The sequence below is a fragment of the Delftia sp. WSY_12 genome (assembly GCF_043104645.1).
GTDB lineage: Bacteria > Pseudomonadota > Gammaproteobacteria > Burkholderiales > Burkholderiaceae_C > Comamonas > Comamonas tsuruhatensis.
In genome coordinates, this window is the sequence record NZ_JBICKW010000057.1 from 91926 (window position 1) to 117891 (window position 25966).

At 68.5% G+C, this 25966-nt stretch carries 22 protein-coding genes and 2 tRNA genes; 5 read left to right on the forward strand and 19 right to left on the reverse strand.

Translation table 11 applies throughout. The annotated features are described in order from the left end of the window. Positions 1 to 52: 52 nt before the first annotated feature. The 5 genes from creC to ACF8LI_RS25170 are packed head-to-tail and all read right to left on the reverse strand — an operon-like array spanning position 53 to position 5864. Entirely contained in the window at positions 53 to 1513 is a 1461-nt protein-coding gene (creC, locus tag ACF8LI_RS25150; protein ID WP_046240496.1) for a two-component system sensor histidine kinase CreC, read from the reverse strand. 16 nt (positions 1514 to 1529) lie between these two features. Further along, positions 1530 to 2252, reverse strand: coding sequence for a two-component system response regulator CreB (creB, locus tag ACF8LI_RS25155; protein WP_016445708.1), 723 nt, complete (start codon positions 2250 to 2252; stop codon positions 1530 to 1532). A 30-nt stretch (positions 2253 to 2282) separates the two neighbouring features. Continuing rightward, a complete protein-coding gene (gene rapZ / locus ACF8LI_RS25160) occupies positions 2283 to 3185 on the reverse strand; it encodes an RNase adapter RapZ (protein WP_016445709.1) in 903 nt (300 codons plus the stop codon). A gap of 4 nt (positions 3186 to 3189) precedes the next feature. Further along, entirely contained in the window at positions 3190 to 4965 is a 1776-nt protein-coding gene (recN, locus tag ACF8LI_RS25165; RefSeq protein WP_392413477.1) for a DNA repair protein RecN, read from the reverse strand. 2 nt (positions 4966 to 4967) lie between these two features. Continuing rightward, positions 4968 to 5864, reverse strand: a complete 897-nt coding sequence (locus tag ACF8LI_RS25170) for an NAD kinase (protein ID WP_016451050.1) — start codon at positions 5862 to 5864, stop codon at positions 4968 to 4970. Positions 5865 to 5894: 30 nt separating this feature from the next. On the opposite strand from ACF8LI_RS25170, the gene hrcA reads away from it, so the two are divergent. From hrcA to ACF8LI_RS25185, 3 genes are all read left to right on the forward strand, one after another. Further along, entirely contained in the window at positions 5895 to 6899 is a 1005-nt protein-coding gene (gene hrcA, locus ACF8LI_RS25175; RefSeq protein WP_016445711.1) for a heat-inducible transcriptional repressor HrcA, read from the forward strand. A 67-nt stretch (positions 6900 to 6966) separates the two neighbouring features. Beyond that, positions 6967 to 7045, forward strand: a tRNA-Ile gene (locus tag ACF8LI_RS25180). A 178-nt stretch (positions 7046 to 7223) separates the two neighbouring features. After that, positions 7224 to 7300 (forward strand) — tRNA-Arg (locus ACF8LI_RS25185). 89 nt (positions 7301 to 7389) lie between these two features. Here the strand turns inward: ACF8LI_RS25185 and ACF8LI_RS25190 are convergent. The 5 genes from ACF8LI_RS25190 to ACF8LI_RS25210 form a co-directional block, all read right to left on the reverse strand. Further along, positions 7390 to 9768 carry a CHASE2 domain-containing protein gene (locus ACF8LI_RS25190; protein ID WP_392413475.1) on the reverse strand — a complete coding sequence of 793 codons (2379 nt, stop codon included), beginning with the start codon at positions 9766 to 9768 and terminating at the stop codon, positions 7390 to 7392. A gap of 27 nt (positions 9769 to 9795) precedes the next feature. Beyond that, positions 9796 to 11586, reverse strand: a complete 1791-nt coding sequence (locus tag ACF8LI_RS25195) for a FecR domain-containing protein (protein WP_392413473.1) — start codon at positions 11584 to 11586, stop codon at positions 9796 to 9798. Beyond that, on the reverse strand, positions 11583 to 12296 hold the full coding sequence (locus tag ACF8LI_RS25200) for a response regulator transcription factor (RefSeq protein ID WP_016445714.1): 714 nt from the start codon (positions 12294 to 12296) through the stop codon (positions 11583 to 11585). Before ACF8LI_RS25200 ends, ACF8LI_RS25195 begins: the two co-directional genes overlap by 4 nt. A 95-nt stretch (positions 12297 to 12391) precedes the next feature. Then, positions 12392 to 13684, reverse strand: coding sequence for a tryptophan--tRNA ligase (locus ACF8LI_RS25205; RefSeq protein ID WP_017404606.1), 1293 nt, complete (start codon positions 13682 to 13684; stop codon positions 12392 to 12394). Between the two features lie 75 nt (positions 13685 to 13759). Then, complete coding sequence (locus ACF8LI_RS25210; protein WP_016445716.1) at positions 13760 to 14437, reverse strand: site-2 protease family protein; 678 nt, start codon at positions 14435 to 14437, stop codon at positions 13760 to 13762. 176 nt (positions 14438 to 14613) lie between these two features. Between ACF8LI_RS25210 and ACF8LI_RS25215 the strand changes: the two genes are divergently transcribed. After that, the gene (locus ACF8LI_RS25215; RefSeq protein ID WP_047217067.1) at positions 14614 to 15939 is read left to right on the forward strand and encodes a methyl-accepting chemotaxis protein; all 1326 of its coding nucleotides are present in this window, start codon (positions 14614 to 14616) and stop codon (positions 15937 to 15939) included. 77 nt (positions 15940 to 16016) lie between these two features. Here the strand turns inward: ACF8LI_RS25215 and ACF8LI_RS25220 are convergent, their stop codons facing one another. Together ACF8LI_RS25220 and ACF8LI_RS25225 are read right to left on the reverse strand one after the other, a co-directional pair. Further along, positions 16017 to 16661 (reverse strand): L-threonylcarbamoyladenylate synthase, encoded by a 645-nt coding sequence (locus tag ACF8LI_RS25220; RefSeq protein ID WP_016445718.1) that lies wholly within the window; start codon positions 16659 to 16661, stop codon positions 16017 to 16019. A 25-nt stretch (positions 16662 to 16686) separates the two neighbouring features. After that, positions 16687 to 17550 (reverse strand): 3',5'-nucleoside bisphosphate phosphatase, encoded by an 864-nt coding sequence (locus ACF8LI_RS25225; protein ID WP_016445719.1) that lies wholly within the window; start codon positions 17548 to 17550, stop codon positions 16687 to 16689. A 211-nt stretch (positions 17551 to 17761) separates the two neighbouring features. On the opposite strand from ACF8LI_RS25225, the gene ACF8LI_RS25230 reads away from it, so the two are divergent. Next, complete coding sequence (locus ACF8LI_RS25230; RefSeq protein WP_046984442.1) at positions 17762 to 19534, forward strand: methyl-accepting chemotaxis protein; 1773 nt, start codon at positions 17762 to 17764, stop codon at positions 19532 to 19534. 57 nt (positions 19535 to 19591) lie between these two features. Here the strand turns inward: ACF8LI_RS25230 and ACF8LI_RS25235 are convergent, their stop codons facing one another. From ACF8LI_RS25235 to ACF8LI_RS25265, 7 genes are all read right to left on the reverse strand, one after another. Then, complete coding sequence (locus ACF8LI_RS25235) at positions 19592 to 20254, reverse strand: DUF799 domain-containing protein (protein WP_017407772.1); 663 nt, start codon at positions 20252 to 20254, stop codon at positions 19592 to 19594. Between the two features lies 1 nt (position 20255). After that, positions 20256 to 20630, reverse strand: coding sequence for a DUF4810 domain-containing protein (locus ACF8LI_RS25240; protein WP_016445722.1), 375 nt, complete (start codon positions 20628 to 20630; stop codon positions 20256 to 20258). Beyond that, the gene (locus ACF8LI_RS25245) at positions 20627 to 21307 is read right to left on the reverse strand and encodes a CsgG/HfaB family protein (RefSeq protein WP_016445723.1); all 681 of its coding nucleotides are present in this window, start codon (positions 21305 to 21307) and stop codon (positions 20627 to 20629) included. Before ACF8LI_RS25245 ends, ACF8LI_RS25240 begins: the two co-directional genes overlap by 4 nt. Positions 21308 to 21405: 98 nt before the next feature. Then, positions 21406 to 23124, reverse strand: coding sequence for a single-stranded-DNA-specific exonuclease RecJ (gene recJ / locus ACF8LI_RS25250; RefSeq protein WP_392413470.1), 1719 nt, complete (start codon positions 23122 to 23124; stop codon positions 21406 to 21408). Positions 23125 to 23134: 10 nt separating this feature from the next. Further along, entirely contained in the window at positions 23135 to 24133 is a 999-nt protein-coding gene (locus ACF8LI_RS25255) for a phosphoglycerate mutase (protein WP_392413468.1), read from the reverse strand. A gap of 66 nt (positions 24134 to 24199) precedes the next feature. Then, positions 24200 to 25525 (reverse strand): sulfatase, encoded by a 1326-nt coding sequence (locus ACF8LI_RS25260; RefSeq protein ID WP_392413466.1) that lies wholly within the window; start codon positions 25523 to 25525, stop codon positions 24200 to 24202. A gap of 44 nt (positions 25526 to 25569) precedes the next feature. Then, the coding region (locus ACF8LI_RS25265) for a Bug family tripartite tricarboxylate transporter substrate binding protein (protein WP_392453860.1) at positions 25570 to 25966 on the reverse strand (397 nt) is incomplete at its 5' end.

The following is a 25966-nucleotide window of genomic DNA, read 5'->3' on the forward strand; positions in this document are numbered from 1 at the left end:
GAAGGTGAAGTCGGATTCGCGCCTCCAAATCCGAGTGAACAGGCCCTGGAGGTCAGGGTGCCCGCTGTGGCCAGTTCAGCGTGACACGCAGGCCCGGGTGGGCGTTGGCGGCCTGCATGCTGCCGCCGTGCAGCAGCATGATGCGCAGCACGATGGACAGGCCCAGTCCCGTGCCGCTGCGCTCCCCGTTGGGGCGGGGGGTGGTGAAAAAGCGTTCGCCCAGCCGGCCGAGTAGCGCCTCGGGCACACCGGGGCCGTGGTCGCGCACGCTGACGCGGCCGGGCTCCAGGTCCACGTGGATGCTGCTGCCCTCTGGGGCGAAGTCGATGGCGTTGCTCAGCAGGTTGCTGAGGGCCAGCACCACCAGGTCCTGCTCCCAGGGGCCGCTGCTGTCCTGGCCGTGCAGCACCAGCCGGATGCGGCGCTGGTGCGCTGCGCTGTGGACTTGCGCCATGGCCTGTTCGGCACAGGCCTGCAGGCTGCAGGCCGTGTGCGCGTGCAGGGCGCGGCGCTGCTCCAGCTGGCTCAGGCGCAGCAACTGGTCCACGAGGTTTTGCAGGCGCTGGCACTGGTCCACCACCTGGCGCGCGAACAGTTCGCGGTCGGCCGATGGCAGGTCTTCCTGCAGCAACTCGCCTGCGCCACGGATGGCAGCCACGGGGCTCTTGAGTTCGTGCGTGAGGGCGCGCACATAGCCCTCGATGTAGTCGCGCCCCTCCAGGCGGCTGCGCATGTTCTCCATGGCACGGGCCAGTTCGCCCAGCTCGCCGGGCATGCGCGGGGCTTCGGGCATGGGGGGCGCCGTGGTGGGCGAGGCGGCCTCGTTGAGCGTGGGCGCCTGTACCTGCTGGGCATAGCTGCGCAGGCGCCGCACATGGATGACCAGCCACCAGGTCACGGCAAAGCCCACGCCGGCCGACAGCACGAGGAACAGCAGGCCGCCGCGCAGCATCTTGCTTTCCGCGCTGTCCACGATCTTCTGCACCGAGTGCGCGGGCTTGGAGGCCGTGAGCACGCCCGCAATGCGGCCTTCCACCATGATGGGTGCCGACACATACATGACGCTGCTGGCCTCGTCGTTCTGTACCTCGCGCGTGGTGCGTGCGCCGTATTCGCCGCGCAGCGTGCGGTGCACGTCGCGCCAGCGCGAGTAGTCGGCGCCCTGGTCCAGGCCGGCCGAGTCGAACAGCACCAGGCCTTGCTGGTCGGTGATGGTGACGCGCATGTCCAGGCTGGTCTTGCGCGTGTCCCAGATCCAGACCTTGACGGTCTGGTTGGCATAGGCCTGCATGTGGTGCGCGAAGCGGCTGTCCGCGGGGCTTTGCTGCAGCACGCCGCTGGCCATGTCGTCGCTGGCCAGCGCGGCCAGGGCGTAGGCGGTTTCGACCAGCGTGTCCTCGGTCACCTTGCGCACGCTGGGCTTGACCTCGACCATGAAGACGCGCAGCACGAAGAATGCGGCCAGGCCGTTGATGACGAAAAAGGCGAAGAACAGCCGCAGTCCGAGGCGCATGGCGTGCGGCGGCGCGTCAGCCCGGCAGCGTCAGGCTGTAGCCCATGCCGCGGTGGGTGGTGATGAAGTCCTGCTGCGGCACCTGGGCACGCAGCTTGGCGCGCAGGGTCTTGACGTGGGTGTCCACGGTGCGGTCCGTGCTGTCGCTGTCCTGGCCCCAGATGCTGTCGAGCAGGAACTCGCGGCTCAGGATGCGCCCGGGGCGCTCCAGCAGGCAGCGCAGCAGCTGGTACTCGCGCCGCGTCAGCTCCAGGGGCACGCCCTGCATGCGCACGCGCTGGCCTTGCGTATCGATGCTGAACAGGGCATCTGCCGGCGGCGCTGTGCTGGCTGTGGGCGCGGGCTGCAGGCGCTGCGCACGGCGCAGCAGGGCGCGGGTGCGGGCCACCAGCTCGCGCGGGCTGAAGGGCTTGGTCAGGTAGTCGTCGGCGCCCAGCTCCAGGCCCAGCACGCGGTCCATTTCCTCGCCGCGTGCGCTGAGCACCAGCAGCGGCACGGCGGCGCCGGCCTGGCGCAGTTCGCGGCACCAGTCCAGGCCGTTGCCATCGGGCAGGCCCACGTCCAGCAGCAGGGCATCGGGCGGCTGCGCCTGCCATTGCGCGCGTGCATCGGCCAGCTGCAGGCAGTGGCGCACGGCGATGCCGTCACGCTCCAGCGCATAGCAGACGGTGCGCGCGATGGCGGGATCGTCCTCCACCAGCAACACGCGCGGGGCGTTCGTCATCGGCATGCCTTGCATCGCAGTACTCCGGGAGCGGACCCTGGCGCTTCAGATGTCGTGCGCAAGCAGGTCGGCAGGCTTGGGGGTGGGCCGGCTGTCCAGCGAGCGGTGCCGGCACAGCGTGGGCCAGCGCGGGGCGAAGTGCCGCGCCAGTTCCTCGACCAGGAAGACCGAGCGGTGCTGGCCCCCCGTGCAGCCGATGGCCACGGTGACATAGCTGCGGTGGTTGCTGGCCATCATGTCCAGCCAGGATTCCAGGAACTGCTGGATGTCTCGGCGCATCTGGTCCACGCCGGGCTGCTGGCGCAGGAACTCGGCCACGGGCGCATCCATGCCGGTCAGAGGGCGCAGCTGGGGTTCGTAGTGCGGATTGGGCAGCATGCGCACATCGAATACATAGTCGGAATCCGAGGGCAGGCCGTGCTTGAAGCCGAAGGACTGGAAGACCAGGGTCATCTGGCCCACCGGGGCCGCAATCAGCTCCTTGATATAGCTTTGCAGCTGGGACGAGCGCAGGTGGCTGGTGTCGATGACATGCGATTTCTCGCGCAATTCGCCCAGCAGTTCGCGCTCGGTTTCTATGTCCTGCACCAGGGCGCGGCGGCCCTCGGCGACAGGCCCTTGCGACAGAGGGTGGCGCCGCCGCGTTTCGGAGAAGCGCCGCACCAGGGTGCCCGTGGTGGCGTCCAGAAAGACCAGGTGGGGCACGACACCCTGGCGCTGCAGCCGTTCGAGCTGCCCGGGCAGGTGGGGCAATCCCCCGGCGCTGCGCGCATCCATGGCGATGGCCACCTTGTTGCTGTGGCGGCCGTGCTCCAGTTCGACGAAGGCGGACAGCAGCTCGGGAGGCAGGTTGTCCACGCAGTAGTAGCCGGCATCCTCCAGCGCATGCAGGGCGACGGATTTGCCCGATCCGGACATCCCGGTGATCAGCACGATCTCAAGCGACATGGCATCAGCCTCCATTGGTGTTGCGCGCGCCGTTGGCCGCACGGCCCGGCTTGGGCCGGGTACGCTGCGTGTCGGCCTGCGGCCGCTGCCGGCCGGGCCTGCGCGGCGCCGGGCGGGGCGGGGGTGCCTGGCGCGCCATGGCCAGCATTTCGCGGGCATGGGCCATCGTGGTTTCGGACTGGCGCTCGCCGCCCAGCATGCGGGCCAGCTCTGCCTCGCGCGCGGTGCTGTCCAGCGGCTGCACGGTGCTGAGCGTGCCCTGCCTTGCGCGCTGCTTGGCCACCAGATAGTGGTGGTCGGCACAGGCCGCGACCTGCGGCAGATGGGTGACGGACAGCACCTGGCGCGATCGGCCCAGCGCATGCATGAGGCGGCCCACGGTCTCGGCGACGGCGCCGCCCACGCCCGAGTCCACCTCGTCGAAGATCAGCGTGCCGGCCTCGCCCAGCTCGCTGGTGGTCACGGCAATGGCCAGCGAAATGCGCGACAGCTCACCGCCCGACGCCACCTTGGCAATCGGCTTGGGGCTGGCTCCAGGATGGCCGGCGACCAGGAAGGCCACGCTGTCCACGCCAAAGGCACCGGGAGAATCGGCTGTGGACAGGGCGGCCTCGAACAGGCCGCCTTCCATGCCCAGGCCCTGCATGGCCTGGGTGATGGCGCGCGACAGGCGCGGCGCAGCCAGGGCGCGTTGCTGCGACAGTACCCGGGCGCTGGCCTGGTAGTGCTGCTGCGCGGATTGCTCTGCAGCGTGCAGGGCCTCGATGTCCACGGCGGCATCCAGCTGCTGCAGCTCCTGGCGCCAGCCGGCCAGCAGTGCCGGCAGCTCATCGGGCGTGCGGCGGTAGCGGCGCGCCAGCTGCATCCACAGCGACAGGCGTGCATCCAGCTCGGCCAGGCGTTCGGGGTCCAGGTCGGCGCGGCGCAGATAGGCCTGCAGCGAATGGCGCGCATCCTGCACCTGGGCCGTGCACGAGGCCAGCACGTCGGCGATGTTCTGGAACTCGGGCTCCAGGTGTTCCTGGTTCTGTATCAGATGGCTGGCGCGGCCCAGCGGAGTGATCACGCCGGCCTCGTCGTCCTCCAGCATCTGCAGCGTGGTCTGGGCGGTGTCTATCAGGGTCTGGGCATGCGACAGGCGCGTGTGCTGGGCATTGAGCTCGTCCCACTCGTCGGCCTGCGGGGCCAGCTTGTCGAGTTCGGTGATCTGCCACTGCAGCCGTTCGCGTTCGCGCTGCAGGCTGTCCTGGGCGGATTGCGCATGCTGCAGGGCTTGTCGTGCCTGGCTCCAGCGGCTCCAGCAGGCCTGGACCTCGCGGCTGTCTATGCCCGCATAGGCGTCCAGCAGCGCGCGTGCTGCGTCGGGCCGCGTGAGGCTTTGCCAGGCATGCTGGCCGTGGATGTCGATCAGCTGCTCGCCCAGGGCGCGCAGCTGCGTGGCCGTGGCCGGCGTGCCGTTGATCCAGGCGCGGCTGCGGCCCTGGGTGTCCACTGTGCGCCGCAGCAGCAGGCTGTTGTCCTCGCAGGCCAGGCCTGCCGCCTCCAGCCAGGGGCGCAGCCGCGCGCAGCCGTCGAACTCCACGCAGATATCGGCTTGGGGGCAGCCTTCGCGCACCACGTCGGCGTCGGCGCGGGCGCCCAGGGCCAGCTGCAATGCATCGATCAGGATGGATTTGCCGGCGCCGGTCTCGCCGGTCAGCACGGTGAAGCCCGCATGCCAGTCCAGATCCAGGGCCTGCACGATCACGAAGTCGCGCAGCACGATGCGCTTGAGCGCCATGGTCAGGCGCCTCCCTCGTTCCAGCCCAGTTTCTTGCGCAGCGTGGCGAAGTAGTTCCAGCCCTTGGGGTGCAGAAAGCGCACGCTGTGGTGGGCGCGGCTCACGAGGATGCGGTCGCCGTGCTGCAGCGAGGCCAGCGACTGCATGTCAAAATTGGCGCTGACATCGCGCCCGGCCACGACTTCGATCGTGACCTCGTTGGCATCGGACAGCACGATGGGGCGATTGGACAGGTTGTGCGGCGCAATGGGTGCCATCACCCAGGCGGGGATGGACGGATGCATCATCGGCCCGCCGGCGGACAGCGCATAGGCCGTGGAGCCCGTGGGCGTGGCCACGATCAGGCCGTCGGCGCGCTGGTTGGAGACAAAGCGGCCGCCGACCTCGATGCGCAACTCCACCATGCCGGAGGTGCCGCCGCGGTTGACCACCACGTCGTTCATGGCCAGGGCCTCGAAAACGCATTCGCCCTCGCGGATCACGCGGGCGCACATCAGGGGACGCAGGTCCTCTTCGTACTCGCCCTGCAGCATGGGGGTGAGCGTGGCCTCGAAGTCCTCCAGCGCGATGTCGGTGACAAAGCCCAGGCGGCCCTGGTTCACCCCGATCAGGGGCGTTCCGTATTGCGCCAGGTGCCGGCTCACGCCGAGCATGGTGCCGTCGCCGCCGACGACCAGACCCAGGTCGCAATGCCTGCCCAGGCCATCGACATCGAGGGTGGGGTAGTCTGTGAGCCCTGCGTGCAGGGCCGATTGGGTATCAAGCACGACTTCGCAGCCCTGGCGCCTGAGGAAGTCCGCAATGCGCTCGAGCGCGTTGCTGGCATTCTCGGACGGGGCGCTTGCGCTGGGAGCGTGGTACTTCCCGATCAAGGCAACGTGGCGAAACGTGGACGTCATTTCTGGAAATTACATCATTAAAATCATCACATGCTCGACGAACGTGCCAAGTTGTTGCTCAAAGCGCTGATCGAGCGTTACATCGCTGACGGCCAGCCTGTGGGCTCGCGGACCCTGTCGCGTGCGTCGGGGCTTGAATTGTCGCCTGCCACGATACGCAATGTGATGGCTGACCTCGAAGACCTGGGGTTGATCATCAGTCCGCACACCTCGGCCGGCCGCATTCCGACCGCCCGGGGCTACCGGCTGTTCGTGGACACCATGCTCACGGCGGACCGTGCAGATATCGTGACGCCCGAGCTCGTGCCCGAGCAGCCGCAGAAAGTCATCGCCAACGCCGCCAATCTGCTGTCCAGCCTTTCCCAGTTCGTGGGCGTGGTGCTGGTGCCTCGCCGTACCTCGGTGTTCAAGCACATCGAATTCGTGCGACTGTCGGAGCGGCGCTTTCTGGTCATCATCGTCTCGCCCGACGGTGACGTGCAAAACCGCGTCATCTTCACCGACGTGGATTACTCGGCCTCCCAGCTGATCGAGGCATCGAACTTTCTCAACAGCCACTACGCAGGCCTGGCCATGGAAGAGGTGCGCGAGCGCCTCAAGGGCGAGGTCGAGCTTTTGCGCGGCGAGGTGGCCACCCTCATGCAGGCAGCCGTCAACGTGGGCACGGAGGCCATGACCAGTGCCCAGGAGGACGTGGTCATCGCGGGCGAGCGCAACCTGCTGTCGGTCAGCGATTTCTCCAGCGACATGGGCAATCTGCGCCGCGCCTTCGACCTGTTCGAGCAAAAGACCCAGATCCTCAGGCTGCTGGATTTCTCCAGCCAGGCCGAAGGTGTGCGCATCTACATCGGGGGCGAAAGCCAGGTCGTGCCCTTCGAGGAGCTGTCCGTGGTCAGCGCGCCCTACGAGCTCGATGGCAAGGTGGTGGGCACGCTGGGCGTGATCGGGCCCACCCGCATGCACTACGACCGCATGATCCAGATCGTGGACATCACCTCCAAGCTGGTCAGCAACGCGCTGAGCCACAAGCGCTGAGCCGCGCAGGTTAGGATCTACAATAGCCGTTTGCCATGGCGTGCATCCGCGCTGCCTTGGTGAATCAGGGGCCTTAGCTCATGCTTGGTTAGAGCAGCGGACTCATAATCCGTTGGTGCCCAGTTCGACTCTGGGAGGCCCTACCATCCATTGGTATGAAAAAGCCTGCCGCCTTTCCGGGCGGCAGGCTTTTTTGCTGGGCGCACGGCTGCCGCATGGCATGCCATCGCCCGGTTGCCGGGGAGTGCGGCTGCCGGGTTTTTTGCAGAAATATGGCGCTTTTGTCCGGGAGCCCCAAAACCCGCTGCTACAATGCGAAGCGTTGCGGCTGTAGCTCAGCTGGATAGAGTACTTGGCTACGAACCAAGGGGTCGTGGGTTCGATTCCTGCCAGCCGCACCAAAAAACGCAAAGCCCTGAAGTTGAAAGACTTCAGGGCTTTTTCGTTTTCACTGGCCATCCGCTGGGATCCGCTGGGATGACACCCCCGGTCAGGCTTGCTGCGCCTTCGGCAGCACGATGCTGAAGGTGCTTCCCTGGCCTGGCGCGCTTTCTATCTGCAGCTGCCCGCCATGGCGGGCAGCCACGGTGCGTACAAAGGCCAGCCCAAGGCCTGCGCCGTCCAGGTGCTGGTGGTGGTCCAGGCGCTCGAAGGGCTGGCTCAGGCGGGCGACGGCCTGCGCATCCATGCCGGGTCCGTGGTCCCGGATGGCGATGCGGCAATGGCCGGCGTCCTGCAGCAGCAGGCATTGCACCGTGGCGCCGCTTGCCTGTTGCCCGTGCGCTCCGTACTTGATGGCGTTGCCGATCAGGTTGACGGCTGCGCGGTGGAGCATGCCCGGGTCGCCCAGCACGGGGCATTCCTGCTCGGGCAGGCTGAATTCCAGCTGCACATGGGCGGCGCTGGCCTGGGCCCAGCAGCTTTCCACGGCCTGGTCCAGCACCAGGCCCAGGTCCAGCTGCTGCCGGCGCAGCGCCTGCTGCTGGGCACGAGCCAGGTGCACGAAATCGTCGGCCAGCTGCAGGGAGGCCTGGGCATAGCCTTCGATGCGCGGGAGCAGCATGCCCAGGTCGGGCGCTTGTACGGAACCACGCTGCATCTCCAGCAAGGTGATGATGGATGCCACGGGCGCCCGTATGTCGTGCGAGATGAACTGCATGGCCTGGTCGCGCTGGGCCTGGGCGCTGCGCAGATCGCTGATATCGACCAGGGTGATCAGCCAGCCCGTGGTGGGCGGAGCCTCGAAGGCCTGGACCAGCAGCATCAGGCTGCGGCCGCGGCCGTCGCGCCCCTCGCTGCTGAGCGGCAGGCCGCCGGCGGCAAGCGCCCTGGCCGTGAGCAGCGGGCTGCCGGCTTGCGGGCCGGGCGCCGTGTCCAGCGCCTGCAGGCCATCGAGCAGCCTGGGAAGGGAGTCGCCAGCGCGCAGGTCGTGATCCAGGCTGCGCGCATAGGCATGGGCCGCGGCATTGGCCAGCAGCACATGGCCCTGGCGGTCGCAGACAAAGGTGGGCGAGGGCAGCTGGCGCAGGCTTTCGCTGACGAAATGGTGCAGGGCGCGCAGTTGCCGCGAAGCCTGCTCGACGGCGGCAATGCGCTGGTCCAGCAGGTCGCCGCCCAGGCGCAGCGCGGTGGGCAGGCCCTGGCCCTGCAGGTCTCGCAGTTCCAGCGCCAGAAAGCGGGCGGCGGCGCGCAGGCGCAGCCAGCTCCACAGCGGATAGGCCAGGGCCAGGCCCAGCAGGGCTGCGGCAGGGGCCGTCTGCACCTGCCAGATGCGTGGTGCCAGCCCGGCCAGCGACAGGCAGGCCAGGGCCAGCAGCGCGCAGGCCAGCATGCCGCCCGAAGGGCCCAGCCAGGCCAGGGCCAGCAGGGCCAGCAGCACAGCTGCGGTGTTGAGCGCACGGTCCAGCCCCGCCGAAGCGCGGTGTACGTGCGAGCCCTGCAGGCTGCCGTTGAGCACATGGGCCAGCATTTCCACGCTGGAGATGGGGCGCGCGCTGGCACCCAGCGGTGCGGTGAACTGCGCTCCCAGTCCGGCAGCCGTCGTTCCTATGAGCACGTATTTGCCGCGAAATGCCGCAGCAGGAATGCGGCCGCGCAGCACGTCGATGTACGAATAGGTGGTGAAGGGCGAGCGGTCACGCGCGCCCTGCTCGGGCCTGGCCTGTGCGAAGGCAATGATCTCCCGCTGGCGGCGCTGCCATGCGGGTGTGCCGGGGTCCAGCGGCGGCACGGGTTCGGGGCGGGCGCATGGGCGGCCGTGCTGGCCCACGCAGTGCAGGGCCAGCGCCATGTGCCACCAGGGCTGCTGCGCGCTGCCTTCAATGGCATGGAAGCTGCGCACGGCGCCGTCGGAATCCACGGGCAGCTGGGTGTGGCCCAGCGCTGCCGCAGCCTGTGCAAAGGCCGGCAGCGGATCCGTACCCGGCGCCACGGGCAAGGCGGTGCGGCCGCTGCGCTGCAGGACGCGCGCCAGCAGCAGATCATCGCCTGGATAGTCCAGATCTTCTTCGCTGAGCATCACGTCCAGGCCGATGGCGCGCGGCGGGGCCTGGCTGATGCGCTCCAGCAGGCCCGCGTGCAAGGCACGCCTCCAGGGCCAGCGGCCTATGGCGTCGATGCTGGCATCGTCGATGGCCACGATGACGATGTCCTGAGATGCCTTGGGGCGGTGCAGCCAGCTGGCCGTGTCCTGCACCAGTCCGTTGATGCGCTCCAGCTGCCCGTCACCGCTGAGCCAGAACACCAGGGACAGCAGTCCCGCCGCCAGCAGCAGCCAGTCCCGCCGCAGCCCCCGGCCACGCGCGGGCGCCGGCTGCACCTGCTGCGCCGGCGTGGCGGGACTGTCAGGCGAAGGCGGCAGGGTGGACAAGCGCGGTCAAGGATTGAACGGGTGCGGTTACTGGCGCTGCAGGCGCTCTCCGCTGCCCGATTGCATCATCTCGCCGCTGGCATCGACGATCCAGCTGCCGGTGCGGAACTGGCGTGCGGCCGAGAAATCGCTGCGCAGGCCGTTGGCGTCCTCGATCTGCAGCCGCAGGTAGTAGCTGCCTGCGGGCAGGTCCTCGGTGCTCCATTGCGGCTGGTCGGTCCAGAGGTCAACCAGCGGCGCGGTGAACTCCTGGTCGCGCGCCACCATCACGTGGTAGCGCTGGCCGGGCTCGCCACTCCAGCGGATCTGGCGGCTGCCCTCGGCGGGGCCGTCGCCCATCTGCAGCGCGCTGGCCGAGGGCTGGGGCGGCACGGCCGCCAGCTGCATGGCCTGGGCTGCGGCGAACGGGCCCTGGTCGGGCTTGCCGTCGGCCAGCGTGCGGATGCTGGCGGCGCGCCAAAGATAGCGGCCGGCCGGCAGCCGGGCCAGCGCGGCTGCGTGCAATGTGCAGTCGTTCAGGTCGCGCGCGTCGATGGCGGGTTCGGCAAAGCCGGCCTGGGCATCGGCAGAAACGACCTGGATGCGGTAGCGCACGGCGCCCACCACCTTGGTGCACTGCAGGCCGGCGCGGCCCAGGCCCACGGTGGCGCCGGCCTGCGGTGATTCGTACAGCGGCGGCACGGGATGGGCCTTGACGCGCAGGGCGCGCCGGCTGGCCGCACCCGGAATGCCCTGGGCGTCGATGCCGCGCAGGGACAGTACATAGTCGCCATCGTCCACGCCTGCCAGGCGCAGCGGTGAGGCCGTGGCCTGGAAGCTGGCACTGCGCAGCACCTGGGTCATGTCCGCGTCGCGCGACAGCTGCAGCTGGTAACGCACGGCGCCGGGCAAGGCCGGCAGGGGCAGGCTGATCCAGTTGGCGTCTTCCGCCAAGGCGGGCCAGGCGGTGATGTCAGGCGCGCCCAGCATGGGGCGGGGTTGGCCGACGCGGCCGTCTGCCGCCACGGCCACGCCCTGGCCGGGGTGCAGCAGCGCATCGCCGGAAGGTGCGCCAGAGGCGTCCGAGCCCACGGCGACCGTGCCTTCGTCGACGGCGGCCGCTGTCCTGCCTGCCGCATCGGTCTGCACCAGGAAACGCGTGCCGCGCACGCTGGTCGATGCCGCAGGCGTGCGCACTTCGAAGCGGCGCTGGGCATTGCCCTGCTCGGGGGGGACCGAGGCCTCCACGCTGCCTTCTCGCAGGTCGATCACGGACTGCAGGCTGCCGGCCCGGCCCTTGCGGCGCATCTGGCGCAGCAGGACATCGGACTGCGACTGCACGCGCACCAAAGAGCCATCGGCCAGGCGCACGGCCACAAAGGCGTCCGGCGCAAGCTGCAGTCGATCGCCTTCCTGCAGCGTCTGTCCCCTGCGCAGGACCTGGCCTGCGTCTTCGGCCGAGCCGCTTTGCGTGTCGGCCAGATGGTCGAGCGCGCGTGTGCTGCGCGCATCGCCCTGCACGAATTCCACGGAGGCCACGGCGGCGCGCAGCAGGCGCACGGGAATCTCCAGCACGGAGCCGGGCCGCAGACGGTACGGGTTGGCCACGCCGTTGTGCTGCTGCAGCTGGGTCCACTGGCGTGCATCGCCCAGGTAGCGGCTGGCCAGCTGTTCCAGGGTGTCGCCTGTGGCCACGCGGTGGGCGAGCATGTCGCCGCCGCTGGCGGCGGGTTTGATCTGGGCCTGTGTGGCGGCAGCGCCCAGCAGGGCCAGGCTTGCCAGCAGGCAGGCCCGCGCGACGGGCCCGCGCAGGCTGGCGGCGAGCAAGAGTCTGTTCATGGTGTTTGAGGTGCCGCCTGCAATGCCTCGTCAGGCACGTCCAGGCGGTAGCCGTAGCCGTACACGGCGCTGATGGCGTAGGGCTGACCGGCGCGCAGGTTCAGCAGCGCGCGCAGGCGCGAGATATGTGTGTCCAGCGAGCGCGACTGCACTTCGGCGTTGTGGCCCCACACGGCTTCGCGCAGGTGTTCGCGCGACAGCAGGCGGCCCTGGTTCTGGAACAGCGTCAGGGCCAGCGTGTATTCGCGGTGCGTCACCTCGATGGGCTGGCCATTCATTTCCAGGCTGTTGGTGGTGGTGAGGAACCGGAAGGGGCCGAACTCCAGCACGCTTTGCGTGTTCACCGGATAGGCGCGGCGCAGCAGGGCGGCCATGCGCGCGCGCAACTCGCCGTGGCGCACGGGCTTGACCATGAAATCGTCTGCGCCGCAGGACAGGCCTTCGACGATGTCGGCCTCTTCGCTGCGGTGGGTGATGATGAGGATGGGCAGCTCACGGCTCACATGGCCGCGCGTCCACCGCACCAGGTCCGTTCCTTCCATGTCCGGAAGGTGCCAGTCCACGATCAGAAGGTCGAAGCTCTCGCGGCGCAGTTCCAACTGCAGGGCCGAGCCCGTCTGGTAGGTGTGGCAGCTGTGGCCCGTCTCCAGCGCAACCTGACGCAGCATCTCCAGTTGCAGCGGATCATCGTCCAGAGCAGCGATACGCATCCCAATGTCCTTTCACGCAAGCGCCAGAATCCCGGGCGCAGGGCTTGCGGGCAAGACTGCCCGCAAATATGCGGTTTCTCAAGCGAAGCTTACCCTTACTCCGAAGCATCGCGCAGTTGCTGCAGGGCGGCCAGCACCAACTGCGCGTCGGCGGGCTGCAGCCGGGACTGCAGTGCGGACAGGGCCGCCTCGCCTTCCCTTTGCAGTTGGCCGATGGCCTGGCCGGCTTCCTTGGGGGCGTCGAAGCCCAGGCTTTGCAGCAGCAGCTGGCCGTCGGCAGCCACGAGCTTGAAGTAGAACTTGCCGTCGGCTTCGCGGTATTGCTTGAACTGGGGCAGGGCCTGCTTCGCGGCCTTGGCCTTGGCGGCCACGGGGGCCTGGGCCAGGCTGCGCAGGCCGACGGCCGAGCGCAGTTCGCGGATCAGGGGCAGGGTCTCGCGGCGGGCCTTGGTGGCGCCGGCCTGCAGGATGTCCTCCAGTTCGCCCGGATGGGCCACCAGGTGCTCGTAGCGCTCGCGCATGGGGGCCAGCTCGCGGTCGATGCGCTCGAACAGCTGCTGCTTGGCGTCGCCCCAGGCAATGCCTTCGGCGTACTGGCGGCGCAGCGCCTCGGTTTCTTCCTCGCTGGCAAAGCCCTGGTAGATCTGGAACAGGGCCGAGCCCTCGACTTCCTTGGGCTCGCCGGGCGTGCGCGAATCGGTGGTGATGCTGCCGATGAGCTTGCGCAGCTGCTCGCGCGTGGAGAACAGCGGGATGGTGTTGTTGTAGCTCTTGCTCATCTTGCGGCCGTCCAGGCCGGGCAGCGTGGCCACGTTGTCCTCGACCTGTGCCTCGGGCAGCGTGAAGAACTCGCCGCCATAGATGTGGTTGAAGCTGGAGGCCATGTCGCGCGCCATCTCGATGTGCTGGACCTGGTCGCGGCCCACGGGCACCTTGTGGGCGTTGAAGGCCAGGATGTCGGCAGCCATCAGCACGGGGTACATGAACAGGCCGGCAGTCACGCCGTCATCGGTCTCGGCGCCGTCCGCGTGGTTCTTGTCCACGGCCGCCTTGTAGGCGTGGGCGCGGTTGAGCAGGCCCTTGCCGGTCACGCAGGTCAGCAGCCAGCACAGCTCGGGGATCTCGGGGATGTCGGACTGGCGGTAGAAGGTCACATGCTCGGGGTCCAGCCCCGCCGCCAGCCAGCTGGCCGCGATCTCGATGGTGGAGCGCTGCACGCGCGCCGGGTCCTGGCACTTGATCAGTGCGTGGTAGTCGGCCAGGAAGTAGAAGTTCTCCACCTCGCGCGAGCGGCTGGCCGCGATGGCCGGGCGCAGCATGCCGGCATAGTTGCCGAGGTGCGGGGTTCCGCTGGGAGTGATGCCGGTGAGGAAACGGATAGTGCTCATGACGGGAGACTGCGACAGGCAATAGAGAGAAAAGAAGGGAATCTGACGGGCAGGCTGGGCGGGTCTGCCGCGCGTTCAGCGCAGCAGCGCGATCAGCGGCGTCAACGCGAGATCGATCACGGCATAGCCGAGATCCATCAGCGGCCGCAGCCACAGGCTGCCGACCACGCCGGCGATGACCAGTCCCATGACGATGAAGAATCCCCAGGGTTCGATCCGCGCCACCCATTGCGCCTGGCGCCAGGGCAGCAGGCCGACGAGGATGCGCCCGCCGTCCAGCGGCGGCAGCGGGAAGAGGTTGAAGGCCCACATCACCAGATTGACCAGGATGCCGGCGCGGCACATTTCAATGAAGAAGCGCTCGCCCACTCCCGATCCGACCAGAACCACGAGCAGCACGCCCCACATCAGCGCCTGCACGAAATTGGAGGCCGGGCCCGCCAGGGCCACCCAGATCATGTCGCGCTTGGGGTTGCGCAACTGGTCGAAGCGCACGGGCACGGGCTTGGCGTAGCCGAACAGGAAGGCGCCCGAGGTGGCGAAATACAGCAGCAGCGGCATCAGGATGGTGCCGATGGGGTCGATGTGCTTGATGGGGTTGAGCGTGATGCGTCCCATCATGGCGGCCGTGTTGTCGCCGAAGTGGCGTGCGGCATAGCCGTGGGCAGCCTCGTGCACCGTGATCGCGAAGAGCACGGGCAGGGCATAGATGAGTACGGTCTGGATGAGGTTGGAGATGTCCACGGCGGGCATTGTCTCAGACGGCGGCCACCCTTGCCGCTGGGCACCGCCAGAGCCCGTGCGCAGCGCTGCGGCCGACCGGATATGGTGGTTTCCCGCGGATTGGCAACAGCCGCCTCTGTGTTGCAAAATGAAACAGCAATGCGATGGGCGAATCAACAGGTTTTTCACCAAGGCCCTCGGGCCATATGGACAAGAGGTGGCACGTGGGCGTACTGGGCTTGGGCAGGCTGCCGATAGGCTGGCGGCTGGTGATTGCGTTCGGCGGTATCAATCTGCTGGTGTTCACGATGATGGCGGTCACGGTGCTCTCGCTGGGGCAGGCCGAGCAGGCGCTGGCGGCCGGCGGGGCGACCACGGTGGCCGAGCAGGCGCTGGTGCACACGCGCTGGTGGGTGCTGGGCCTGGGGGCGGCCGTCTGCACACTGGCCCTGGTGGCCTGGTTCAGCCTGCGGCGCGGCATCGTGCAGCCGCTGGGCCAGGCCATCCTGATTGCCGAAACGGTGGCCGCCGGCGACCTGAGCCAGGAGTTTTCGACCGAGCTGCAGGGCGACTTCGGCCGCCTGCTGGGCGCGCTGGGCACCATGGAAGACACGCTGACCGAGCTGGTCGGCCGCATCAAGCAGTCCACGGATTCCATCGGCCTGTCGGCCGGTGAGATCGACGCCGGCAACACCGACCTGTCGCGCCGCACCGAGGCCCAGGTCTCGGCGCTGGCCCAGACGGCGGCCAGCATGGAGCAGCTCACGGCCACCGTGCGCCAGAACGCGGAGCGCGCGCATTCGGCCAGCGGCCTGGCCGTCGATGCATCGTCCACGGCCAGGCGCGGGGGGGCCGTGGTGGGCGAGGTGGTGCAGACCATGGAGGCCATCAGCGGCAGCTCGCGCAAGATCGTGGACATCATCCAGGTCATCGAAGGCATTGCCTTCCAGACCAATATCCTTGCGCTGAACGCGGCCGTGGAGGCGGCACGCGCGGGCGAACAGGGCCGGGGCTTCGCCGTGGTGGCCAGCGAGGTGCGCAGCCTGGCCGGCCGTTCGGCCGAGGCTGCCAAGCAGATCAAGGAACTGATCACCACCAGCGTGCGCCAGGTGGAAAGCGGCGCGGGCCTGGTCAACCAGGCGGGGGCCACCATGCAGGAGATTGTCGGCGCCGTGGGCCAGGTCTCGGGCCTGCTCGGCGAAATGTCGCAGGCCCTGCGCGAGCAAAGCGAAGGCATTGCCCAGGTCAACGCCGCCGTGGGCCACATGGACAGCGCCACCCAGGAGAACGCGGCCCTGGTGCATCAGGCCTCGCGTGCGGCCTCAGCGTTGAGCGAGCGCGCCCAGGAGCTGGAGCAGGCCGTGGGCGCCTTCAAGCTCGATGACGAGCCGCAGGATGCTGGCGCTGGCGTGCGGGTGCAGCCGCAGAAGCCGTCGATGGCTCCCGCCGCAGTCTTGTCCGCCGCTGTGACGAGGCCGTTGCAGCGCGCGCCGGCTGCTGCACCCCGGCCCCTGGAGTGGGCGCAGCACTGAACGCCTTTCAGGATCAAGCTGCAAAAACAGACGCCGGGCATGCCCGGCGTTGATGTTTGTGCGGGGGGTGGGGTGATTCAGGTCATTTCCAGGCCCAGGGCCTCCAGGCTGCCCCGGCCTTGCCGCACCACGGTGGGCGGATTGCCCAGGGCCATGGGCACCAGGTCGATCACCGTGGTCGGCTCCGAGGGGCAGGCACCTGCATCGACGATGGCATCGAGCTCGTGGGGAAAGCGCTCCAGGATGGCATCCGCGTCATGCAGGGCCTCGGTCTCTCCGGGCGGGATCAGCGTGGTGGCGATCAGCGGCTCGCCCAGCTGCTCCAGCAGCAGCTGCGTGCCCTTGCGGTCCGGCACGCGCAGGCCGATGGTCTTGCGCGAGGGGTGGCTCAGGCGCTTGGGCACTTCCTTGGAGGCTTCCAGGATGAAGGTGTAGGGGCCCGGCGTGGCCAGCTTCAACAGCCGGTACTGGCGGTTGTCCACGCGCGCATGGCTGGACAGCTCCGACAGGTCGCGGCACAGCAGCGTGAGGTGGTGCTTGTCGTTGATCTGGCGGATGCGGCGAAGCCGCTCCACCGCAGGGCGGTCGTCCAGATGGCAGACCAGTGCATAGCTGGAGTCCGTGGGAATGGCCAGGATGGCGCCCTGGCGCAGCATGTCGGCGGCCTGCTTGATGAGACGGGGCTGGGGATTGTCGGGGTGGGCTTCGAAGCGTAGGACCATGGTGTGCGTTGTTTGCGGGAAGGGCTCAGGCCGGCTGAATGCGCTCGCCCAGCAGTTCCCATACCGGCGTCAGCTGGCCCGGCAGGTAGGGCAGGTCGCCCAGGTCGGTATGCGACTCCTCGGGGCTGTGGAAGTCGCTGCCGCGCGAGGCGGCCAGGCCGAACTCGCGGGCCATGTCGGCATAGACAGCGTACTCGCTGGGGCGGTGGCTGCCGGTGACGACCTCCACGCCCTGGCCCCCATGGGCCTTGAATTCGGAAAACAGCGCGTACTCCTCGTTGGCCGTCAGCGCATAGCGGGCCGGGTGGGCGATCACCGCCACGCCGCCGGCCTGCGTGATCCAGCGCACGGCGTCGGCCAGGCGCGCCCAGGTATGGGGCACGTAGCCGGGATGGCCTTCGGTCAGGTAGTGGCGGAACACCTCGCCGGTGTCGCGGCAGCGGCCGGATTCCACGAGAAAGCGCGCGAAATGCGTGCGCGAGATCAGCGCGGGATTGCCGGCAAAGCGCAGCGCGCCTTCGTAGCTGCCTTCAATGCCGGCCAGCTCCAGCTGGCGGGCCATCTCGCGGGCGCGGGGACCGCGTCCGTCGCGCGTGGCATGCAGGCCTTCGACCAGGGCCGGGTCGTCTGCGTCAAAGCCCAGGCCCACGATGTGCACCGTGGTGCCTGCAAAGCTCACCGAGATCTCTGCGCCCGTCAGGTAGTCCAGGCCGCAGGCGCGCGCTGCGGCGGCTGCGCGGTGCTGGCCGCCGACCTCGTCGTGGTCGGTCAGCGCCCACAGCTGCACGCCGCGGGCCGCGGCACGTTCGGCCAGTTGTTCAGGCGTCAGCGTTCCATCCGAGACCACGGAGTGGCTGTGCAGATCGGCATTCAGATAGGACTTGGGCACCGGCCCATTGTAGGTGTCGGTCCTTTTCCGAGCCTGGCGCTGCGGCTGGGGACTTCCCTGAGTGCGGGTTTACCGCCCTCAATAGTGACAGCGGCATGACGATGATCAGCCAGGCGCCGTCAAGGGTGGACAAGAATGATTGCCCGGAGCGAAGGTCGGCGGGGCGCCATGGCCAGGCTCCGGCATTGTTAGAAAAAAGATCGGTTTTTCCATGAATCTGAATCAAATCACCGTCGCCCAGAAACTCTGGGCCCTGGTGCTGGGACTGCTGGTGAGCATGCTGGCGGTCAACGGCGGCATCCTGTTCTATCTGCACGGAGTCAACGAGAAGATCAACACCGACGTGATGACCGCGCAGCGCGGCGCCACGCTGGCGCGCGAGTGGCGGCATCTGACCCAGATGAGCGTGGAGCGCTCCATCGTCGCGGCCATGTCACCCGACGAGACGCTGGCCGCGCAGCAGCGCGCGCTGATGAGCAAGGGCATAGAACGCATCAACGTGCTGCAAAAGCAGGTGGGCGAGCTGCAGCTCGATGCCAAGGGCAAACAGGCGCTGGAGGCCGTGGCGGCCGAGCGCCGGGAAACGCTCAAGGCCAACTCGGCGGCCCAGGATGCGCGCAAGGCCAGCGACTTCGCCTCCACCTTCGACATCGTGGAAAAGCAGCTGCGCCCGGCGGCCGAGCGCTACAACACGGCGCAGGAAGCCTTTGTGCAGCAGCAGGAGCGCCAAAGCGAGCTGGCGCGCGAGGAGGGCGTCGCCCACCGCACCCGGGCCTACTGGATCGGCGCCCTGGCCAGCGCGCTCATCGTGGCCCTGGGCCTGTTCATGGGCATGGCCATCATGCGTTCCATCACACGGCCGCTGGACCAGGCCGTGGCGCTGGCCGACGGCATTGCCGCAGGCGACCTCACGGGGTCGGTGCAAAGCAACCGGGGCGATGAGCTGGGCCATCTGCTGCAGGCGCTCAACGGCATGGCCCAGCGGCTGCGCGGCGTGGTGGGCGAGGTGCGTTCGGGCGTGGAGTCCGTGTCCACGGCCTCCAACCAGATCGCCAGCGGCAACCAGGACCTGTCCTCGCGTACCGAGCAGACGGCGGCGAATCTGGAGGAGACGGCGGCCAGCATGGAAGAGCTGACGGCCACCGTCACCCAGTCGGCCGATACGGCGCGCCAGGCCAACCAGCTGGCGGCCACGGCCGCGCAGGCGGCCGAGCAGGGCGGCGCCGTGGTGGCCCAGGTGGTCACCAGCATGCAGCAGATCACGGACAGCAGCCGCAAGATCGCCGATATCATCGGCGTGATCGACGGCATTGCCTTCCAGACCAACATCCTCGCGCTCAACGCCGCCGTGGAAGCGGCCCGCGCAGGCGAGCAGGGCCGGGGCTTTGCCGTGGTGGCCGGCGAGGTGCGTTCGCTGGCGCAGCGCAGTGCCGAGGCCGCCAAGGAGATCAAGCTGCTGATCACCACCAGCGTGGACAACGTGCAGTCGGGCTCGCAGCAGGTGGAGCAGGCGGGGCGCTCCATGGAGGAAATCGTCTCCAGCGTGCGCCGCGTCAGCGACCTCATCGGCGAGATCACCGCCTCGTCCACCGAGCAGCGCGACGGCATTGGCCAGGTCAACCAGGCCGTGAGCCAGCTCGACCAGATGACGCAGCAGAATGCGGCCCTGGTCGAGGAATCCAGCGCGGCTGCGCTGGCCATGCAGGACCAGGCGCGGCGCCTGTCCGAGGTGGTGGCGGTGTTCAAGCTGGGGCAGGAAGGCAGTGCGCTGGCACCGGCCCGGGCGCAGGCGCCCGCCAGTTCAGCCGCCGTGGCGCGCCGACCGGCAGCAGCCCCTGCAGCGGCGGCGCGCCCCGCGCCCGCGGCACGCCCGGCTGCCGCCGTGCGCAATGCACCGGCGCCCCAGATCCAGCCGCCTGTGGCCAAGGCGCCCGCCCGGGCACCTGCCAAGGCCGGCGCGGACGACGACTGGGAGACCTTCTAGCGGGAGGAGCGGGGATGCAGGCCGGCGCGTGCATGTGCGCCGGCCTGCAGGCCTTCGTCAGTTGCGCGGTTTGCCGTAGTCGGGCGAGCGCGGGCCCGGCAGCAGTCCGCGCTGCGCCATGGGCGACAGCAGGCGCTGGTTGGCGATGGAGGCGATCTGCACGCTGCGGTCGTTCATGGTGTCCAGGATCTGGTTGAGCAGTGCCGTCACCAGAATGCCGACCAGTCCGCCGCCCGAGCTTTGGCCTTCGGCACTGGAGGCCGTGGCGCTGCCGTCCCACAGCTGTGTGCCGGTACGCAGGTCCACCAGTTTGGCGTCCAGCGTGACCACCGAGGCGCTGCTGATCACCGCATAGCTGGTGCCGTAGTTGCGGATGTTCAGGTACAGGGCCGCATCGGCGCCAAAGATTTCACGGAGCTTGGCCACGGGCAGTTCCTGCGCATCGTCGGCGCTGACGATGCCGTTCTGGCGGAACATTTCCTCGGTGACCGCCACGGGCAGGACGTAGTAGCCAGCCTCGGCCAGCGGCAGCGTGATCTGCGACAGCACGCCGGCCGGCGCATTCACTTCCGGCGACTGGTTCAGCGCGGGCATGACCAGGATGGATGCAGGCTTGGATGCCCGCAGTGCCGAATAGTCATAGGGCGCAGTGGTGGCGCACCCGGTCAGTGCGACGGTCATGGCCAGGGCCAGGGTCTTGATGTGTGTGCTCAGGCGCATCTCAATCCTTGCGGGCCGTGAAGGTTTGCAGCAGCGTGTCCATGAACTTGGCGGATTCGGGGAAATGCTGCTTTTCCTCTGCCAATTGCTGCACCGTCTTTTCGTTGTTGCCGGTCCGGGAATACAGCATGGCCATATGGGCGCGATAGCCGGGGGGCAAAGCCTTTCCCTCGGCCTGCACCTTCAGGCGGGTTTCTTCCAGCTTGAGCAATTGGTCCTCGGCGCCTGTGCTTCCGTCATCCTTGAGGTATTGATAGACCTGGGGCTGGTAATCGTTCCAGGCATACAGCGGCTGGCGCGGTGCGGCGCAGCCGGCCAACGAGGCGCAAATGGCCAGTGCAGCCAGGGTTGCGGCCGAATGGGGAATCTGCTTCATTGCGCGGGCTTCCATGCACCGCTGTCCATGCCGGCCGCCAGCTTGTCCACGGCTTCGCGGATGGCCAGATCCAGCACCTTGCCATTGAGTGTGGAGTCATAGCCGGCCGTGCTGCCGAATCCCACGATTTCGCGGTTCGACAGGCTGTATTCGCCTGCGCCCTGCACCGAATAGACGACTTCGGAGGTCTGCACCCGGACGATGTTCAGGCTGACCTTGGCATAGGCCACCTGCTCCTTGCCACGGCCGAGCACGCCGAAGAACTGGCGGTCCCCGACCACCTTGCGGCCGAACTCGCTCACGTCGCCGGTCACGACGTAGGTGGCGCCCTTGATCGCCTGCTCCTGCCGGTTGAAGCCCGCTTCCTGGCGGGTCTCGGACATGTTGTCGCGGTCCAGCACGCTGAATCGGCCGCTTTGCTGCAGGTGGGTTACCAAGATGGTTCTGGCCTGGCCACCGAGGCGGTCGACTCCGTCCGAGAAAATGCCGCGCTGGAAGCTGGAGCGGTTGTCGAACTTGCCCACGGAAATGGGGCTGCGCGGGCCTTGATAGGCGCTGTATGCAGAAGCGGGTTTGGCCGTTTCAAGCGTGCGCGATTGCTCGGTGGTGGCGCAGCCGGAAAGGCCGGCGGCCAGGGTGATGGCAATGGCCGTGCAAGGCCACAGGCGAGAAGTCATGAGTTTTTCCCCGGTTTTCTTGGAATGAATTTGCAATAAATTGTTGCAAAAAACCGGGGATATTAACCGAGCGGCGCCGTGAAGGGCCGGTGGAATCTCTAGGAAACGTCCGAATGAACGCCCTCGATCAGGAATTGCACCTTGCGCTCTCCGCGCCATTCATTGATGTCCATGCGAAATGCAATGCAGGCCGATGACGGCAGCGGGTCGGTATGGCCGAACCAGATGCCGTCCACGGTTTCGCCCTGATGGCGCAATTGCAGTTTCAGGTGCTTTTCCCCGACCAGGCGCTGTGACAGCACTTCCAGCTGTTCACTGAAGGTGGGAGGCGCAAAGCCCTGGCCCCAGACCGCGAGATTGAGCTGCTCGACCATTTCCGGCTTGCGGAAATCCGGGTCCAGAGGCCCGTCGGTTTCTATGCGCCGCGTCAGCGTGGCCGCGTCCAGCCATTCCTGGGCCACCTGGGCCAGGGCCTTCTCGAACACGGCGAATCCGGCTTCGGCAATGGTGCAGCCGGCCGCCATGGCGTGGCCGCCGAAGCGCAGCAGCAGGCCAGGGTGGCGCTTGGATACCAGGTCCAGCGCGTCGCGCAGGTGAAAGCCGGGAATGGAGCGGCCCGAGCCCTTGAGTTCATGCTCGTGCCCCGGCGCGCCGCTGGCTGCGAAGACGAAGCTGGGCCGGTGCATGCGGTCCTTGATGCGCGAGGCCACGATGCCGACCACGCCTTCGTGGAAATCGGGGTCGAACACGCTGATGGCGGCCGGCGGCGTCATGCCGTCCGTGCACAGGCCCTCGGCCATGAGCAGGGCCTGCTCGCGCATGCCGCCTTCCAGCTCGCGGCGCTCGCGGTTGATGGCGTCCAGCATCTGGGCCAGGTTGGCGGCGCGGCCCGCATCGTCTGTGGTCAGGCACTCGATGCCGATGGTCATGTCGGACAGCCGGCCTGCTGCATTGATGCGCGGGCCCAGGGCAAAGCCGAAGTCGAACGTGGTGGCCGCAAAGGCCTTGCGGCCGGCCGCGTCGAACAAGGCCTGCAGGCCCGGCTGCATCTGGCCCCGGCGTATCTGCTTGAGGCCCAGGGCGACCAGGCGGCGGTTGTTGGCGTCCAGCCGGACCACGTCGGCCACCGTGCCCAGGGCGACCAGGGGCAGCAGGGCCTCCAGACGGGGCTGGCTGGCCTTGTCGAAGCGGCCGCGCGCGCGCAGTTCGGCTCGCAGGGCCAGCAGCACGTAGAACATCACGCCGACACCGGCCATGGACTTGCTCTCGAAGCTGCAGCCGGGCTGGTTGGGGTTGACGATGGCATCGGCCAGCGGCAGGTGGTTGCCGGGCAGGTGGTGGTCGGTGACGACCACCTGCAGGCCCAGGGACTTGGCCTCGGCCACGCCTTCGACGCTGGCAATGCCGTTGTCCACGGTGACCATCACGTCGGCGCCGGTTTCCTTGACACGGCGCGCGATGGGGGGTGTCAGGCCGTAGCCGTCCACCACGCGGTCGGGCACCAGGTAGCCGACCTCGGTCGCGCCCAGCATGCGCAGGCCGCGCCAGCCCACGGCGCAGGCGGTGGCGCCGTCGCAGTCGTAGTCGGCCACGATGCACAGGCGCAGGCCGCGTTCTATGGCGTCGGCCAGCAGTTGCACGGCGGCGTCCATGCCCAGCAGGCCCGAGGGGGCCAGCAGGCGCGCGGGCGTGTCGTCCAGTTCGTCGGCGGAGCACACGCCGCGTGCGGCGTAGAGCTGGGCCAGCAGCGGGTGGACACCGGCCTGGCGCAGTGCCCAGGCCTGCTGCGCAGGGATCTCGCGGGGAATGATTTTCATGGGCAGTGTGTCAGAGCATGCGGCCCAGGTCGGGCAGGGCGCGGGGGCCGAAAAGGCCCGTCAGCCTGTCCAGCCAGCGCGGCGGGCGGCTGCTCCATGCGATGGCATGGCGTTCGCCGCACAGCGTCAGCGTGAGCGGGTGGCCTGCGCGCACGCGCTCCAGCAGGCGGGCGATGAGCCCGGCGTCCAGCGCCTTCCAGGCCTCGCGCCACGCAGCGGGGTTGCCCTGCAGGGCTGCGGCGTGAAGGTCGTCCAGGCATTGCACGGCGGCCTTGGCGCCGGTGGCCATGCCGGGCTGCAGGCGCCCGGCGCCGTGGACCCAGAAGGCGTTGATGGGCACCTGTCCGCGGGCGGCGCGGGCATCGTTGAAGACATGGGTGTAGAGCAGCATCTGCACCTCGCTTTGCAGGCGGTGCAGGGCGCGCGCCTGCTGCGCATCGGGCAGCCAGGGCCGCACGTCGCGGCCGATGACGCGGTCCATGGAGGCCGTGGCCAGGTCATCGAACAGCGCACCGCGCGCCAGCCAGCGCTGCGGCTGCTGGTACTCCAGCACGATGCCGTCGTCAGCGAACCAGGGCGCCAGCAGGGCCAGCAGCTGGCGGGATTCCTCATCGCTGAGGGGTGTGGTGGCGGGATCGCTCTGGTGGACCTGGTCTGCGCCTATGTGCCAGTGGCAGGGCGTGACATAGGCGCAGGCCTGCGCCGTCACACCGGCCTGCCAGGCGGCCCAGGCAATCAGGCCCGGTGCATCGGGCAGGCCCAGCGAGTGCGCCAGGGCGCGTTCGTGGGGGGGAGAAAAATCCATCTCCGTGCCGGTCTGTGCGGGCGCGGGCTGCATCAGCGCCAGCAGGGATTGGAGATGGGGCAGCTCCAGTCCGCCCCAGACGGCCGCGACGGCAGCGTCATCCGCTGCATCCGAGGACGGACCGCCGGCATAGGGAATGATCCATTCGGTCGTTTCCTCCAGCGGGGCTTGGGTGGAGGACACCAGGGGCGCGGTCAAAAGCATGGCCGCTATTGTCGGGCATGGGGTGCCGCAGTGCCGGCGCCTTCGTTTTTCCCCTTGGAGCGCGGTTCAGCGCTGGGGCATGTCGCGGGCCGAAGAGACCAGGCTGACCGTGGCCTCCTCGGGGATGGACGGCATGCCCTGGTTCCAGTCTTCCCAGGCGCTGCGCATGGCGGCCAGACGCTCGGGCGCGCGCACTGCCTGGTTGGCGCGCTCGCGCTCGTCGCTGGCCAGGTCGAACAGGTAGTCGATGCCGTCCACGCGCAGGTACTTCCAGTCGCCGTCGCGCAGCGCGCGTTGGCCGCGGTGCTTCATGCGCCAGTGCAGGGTGCGTGGGAATTCGGCATCTTCGGCCCGCAGCACGGGCAGCAGCGAGATGCCGTCCAGCGCATGGCCCTCTGGCGCCTGCACGCCGGCGGCATCCAGCACCGTGGCCGACCAGTCCATGCTCATGCAGTGCTGGGGGCTGCTGCGGCCCGCCGCTATGACGGCTGGCCAGTGCGCGATCCAGGGCACGCGTATGCCGCCCTCGGTCAGGTCCATCTTGCCGCCGACCAGGGGCCAGTTGTCGGAGAAGCGTTCGCCGCCGTTGTCGCTGGTGAAGACGATGAGGGTGTTGTCCAGCTGCCCGTTGGCGCGCAGCGCCTCGACGATCCAGCCTATGCCTTCGTCCATGTGGTGGATCATGCGGCGGTACTGGTGGATGTTGCCGCCGTCCAGGTGGGCAATGCCTGCGCCCAGTGCCTCGGCCGTGCTGCGGTCCTCGCGCGTTTCCCAGGGCCAGTGCGGCGCCGTGTAGTGCAGGCTCAGGAAGAAGGGCGCATCGCCTTGGGCCATGCGGTGGACGAAGTCCACGCTGCGCTGCGACAGCAGGTCGGTCAGGTAGCCCTCGTCATGGTGTTCCTCCTCGCCCACCCACAAGTCGTGCTGGCCCGAGCTGCTCAGGTGGGTGAAGTAGTCCACGCCGCCCGACATGGGGCCGAAGTATTCCTCGTAGCCCGAGCGCAGCGGGCCGAAGTGCGGCGGGTAGCCCAGGTGCCATTTGCCGATCAGCGCCGTGCGGTAGCCCGCATCCCTGAGCATGGAGGCCACGGTGGGCATGTCCGGCGGCAGGCCCAGCTTCTCGCCCAGCGGCGTGCCGCGTGTCTTGCTGTTGATGGGCTCCTCGGCCGCACCGCGCAGGCGGTACTGGTAGCGCGCCGTGGCCAGGGCAAAGCGCGTGGGAGAGCACACGGGCGAGTTGGCATAGCCCTGGGTGAGCCTGAGGCCGCCGGCGGCCAGGCGGTCAAGCACCGGGGACACCGCTCCGAAGTCGGCCGCGCGGCCGCCGTAGCAGCCGAGGTCGGCATAGCCGAGGTCGTCGGCCACGATGAAGAGGATATTGGGACGGGACATGGAAATGCGCTCTGTGCAGGGTTGTGGACGGGAAGCGGCGGCGCTCATTCCATCTTCATTCCGGTGGACTGGATCACGGTCCGGTAGCGGTCGGCCAGCGCCTGTATGCGTTCGGCGGCGGCCGGGCCGGTCAGGCCTTCATAGAACAGGTCGTTGGCGCGCATGCGCTCGCGCAGGGCCGGATCCTTCATGGCCTTTTCCAGCGCGGACTGGATCCTGGCGACCAGCGGCTCGGGCGTGGCGGCCGGCACCCACAGGGCGAACAGCACTTCCTGCTCCAGGTCCTTGTGGCCCAGCTCGCCCACGGTGGGCACGCCGGGCACCAGCGGGTTGCGCTGGCGCGTGGTCACGGCCAGCGGCACGACCTTGCCGGCCGCCACCTGGCCCAGCATGGCCGAGGAGCTGATGATGCCGCCGTCCACCTCGCCGGCCCGCACGGCC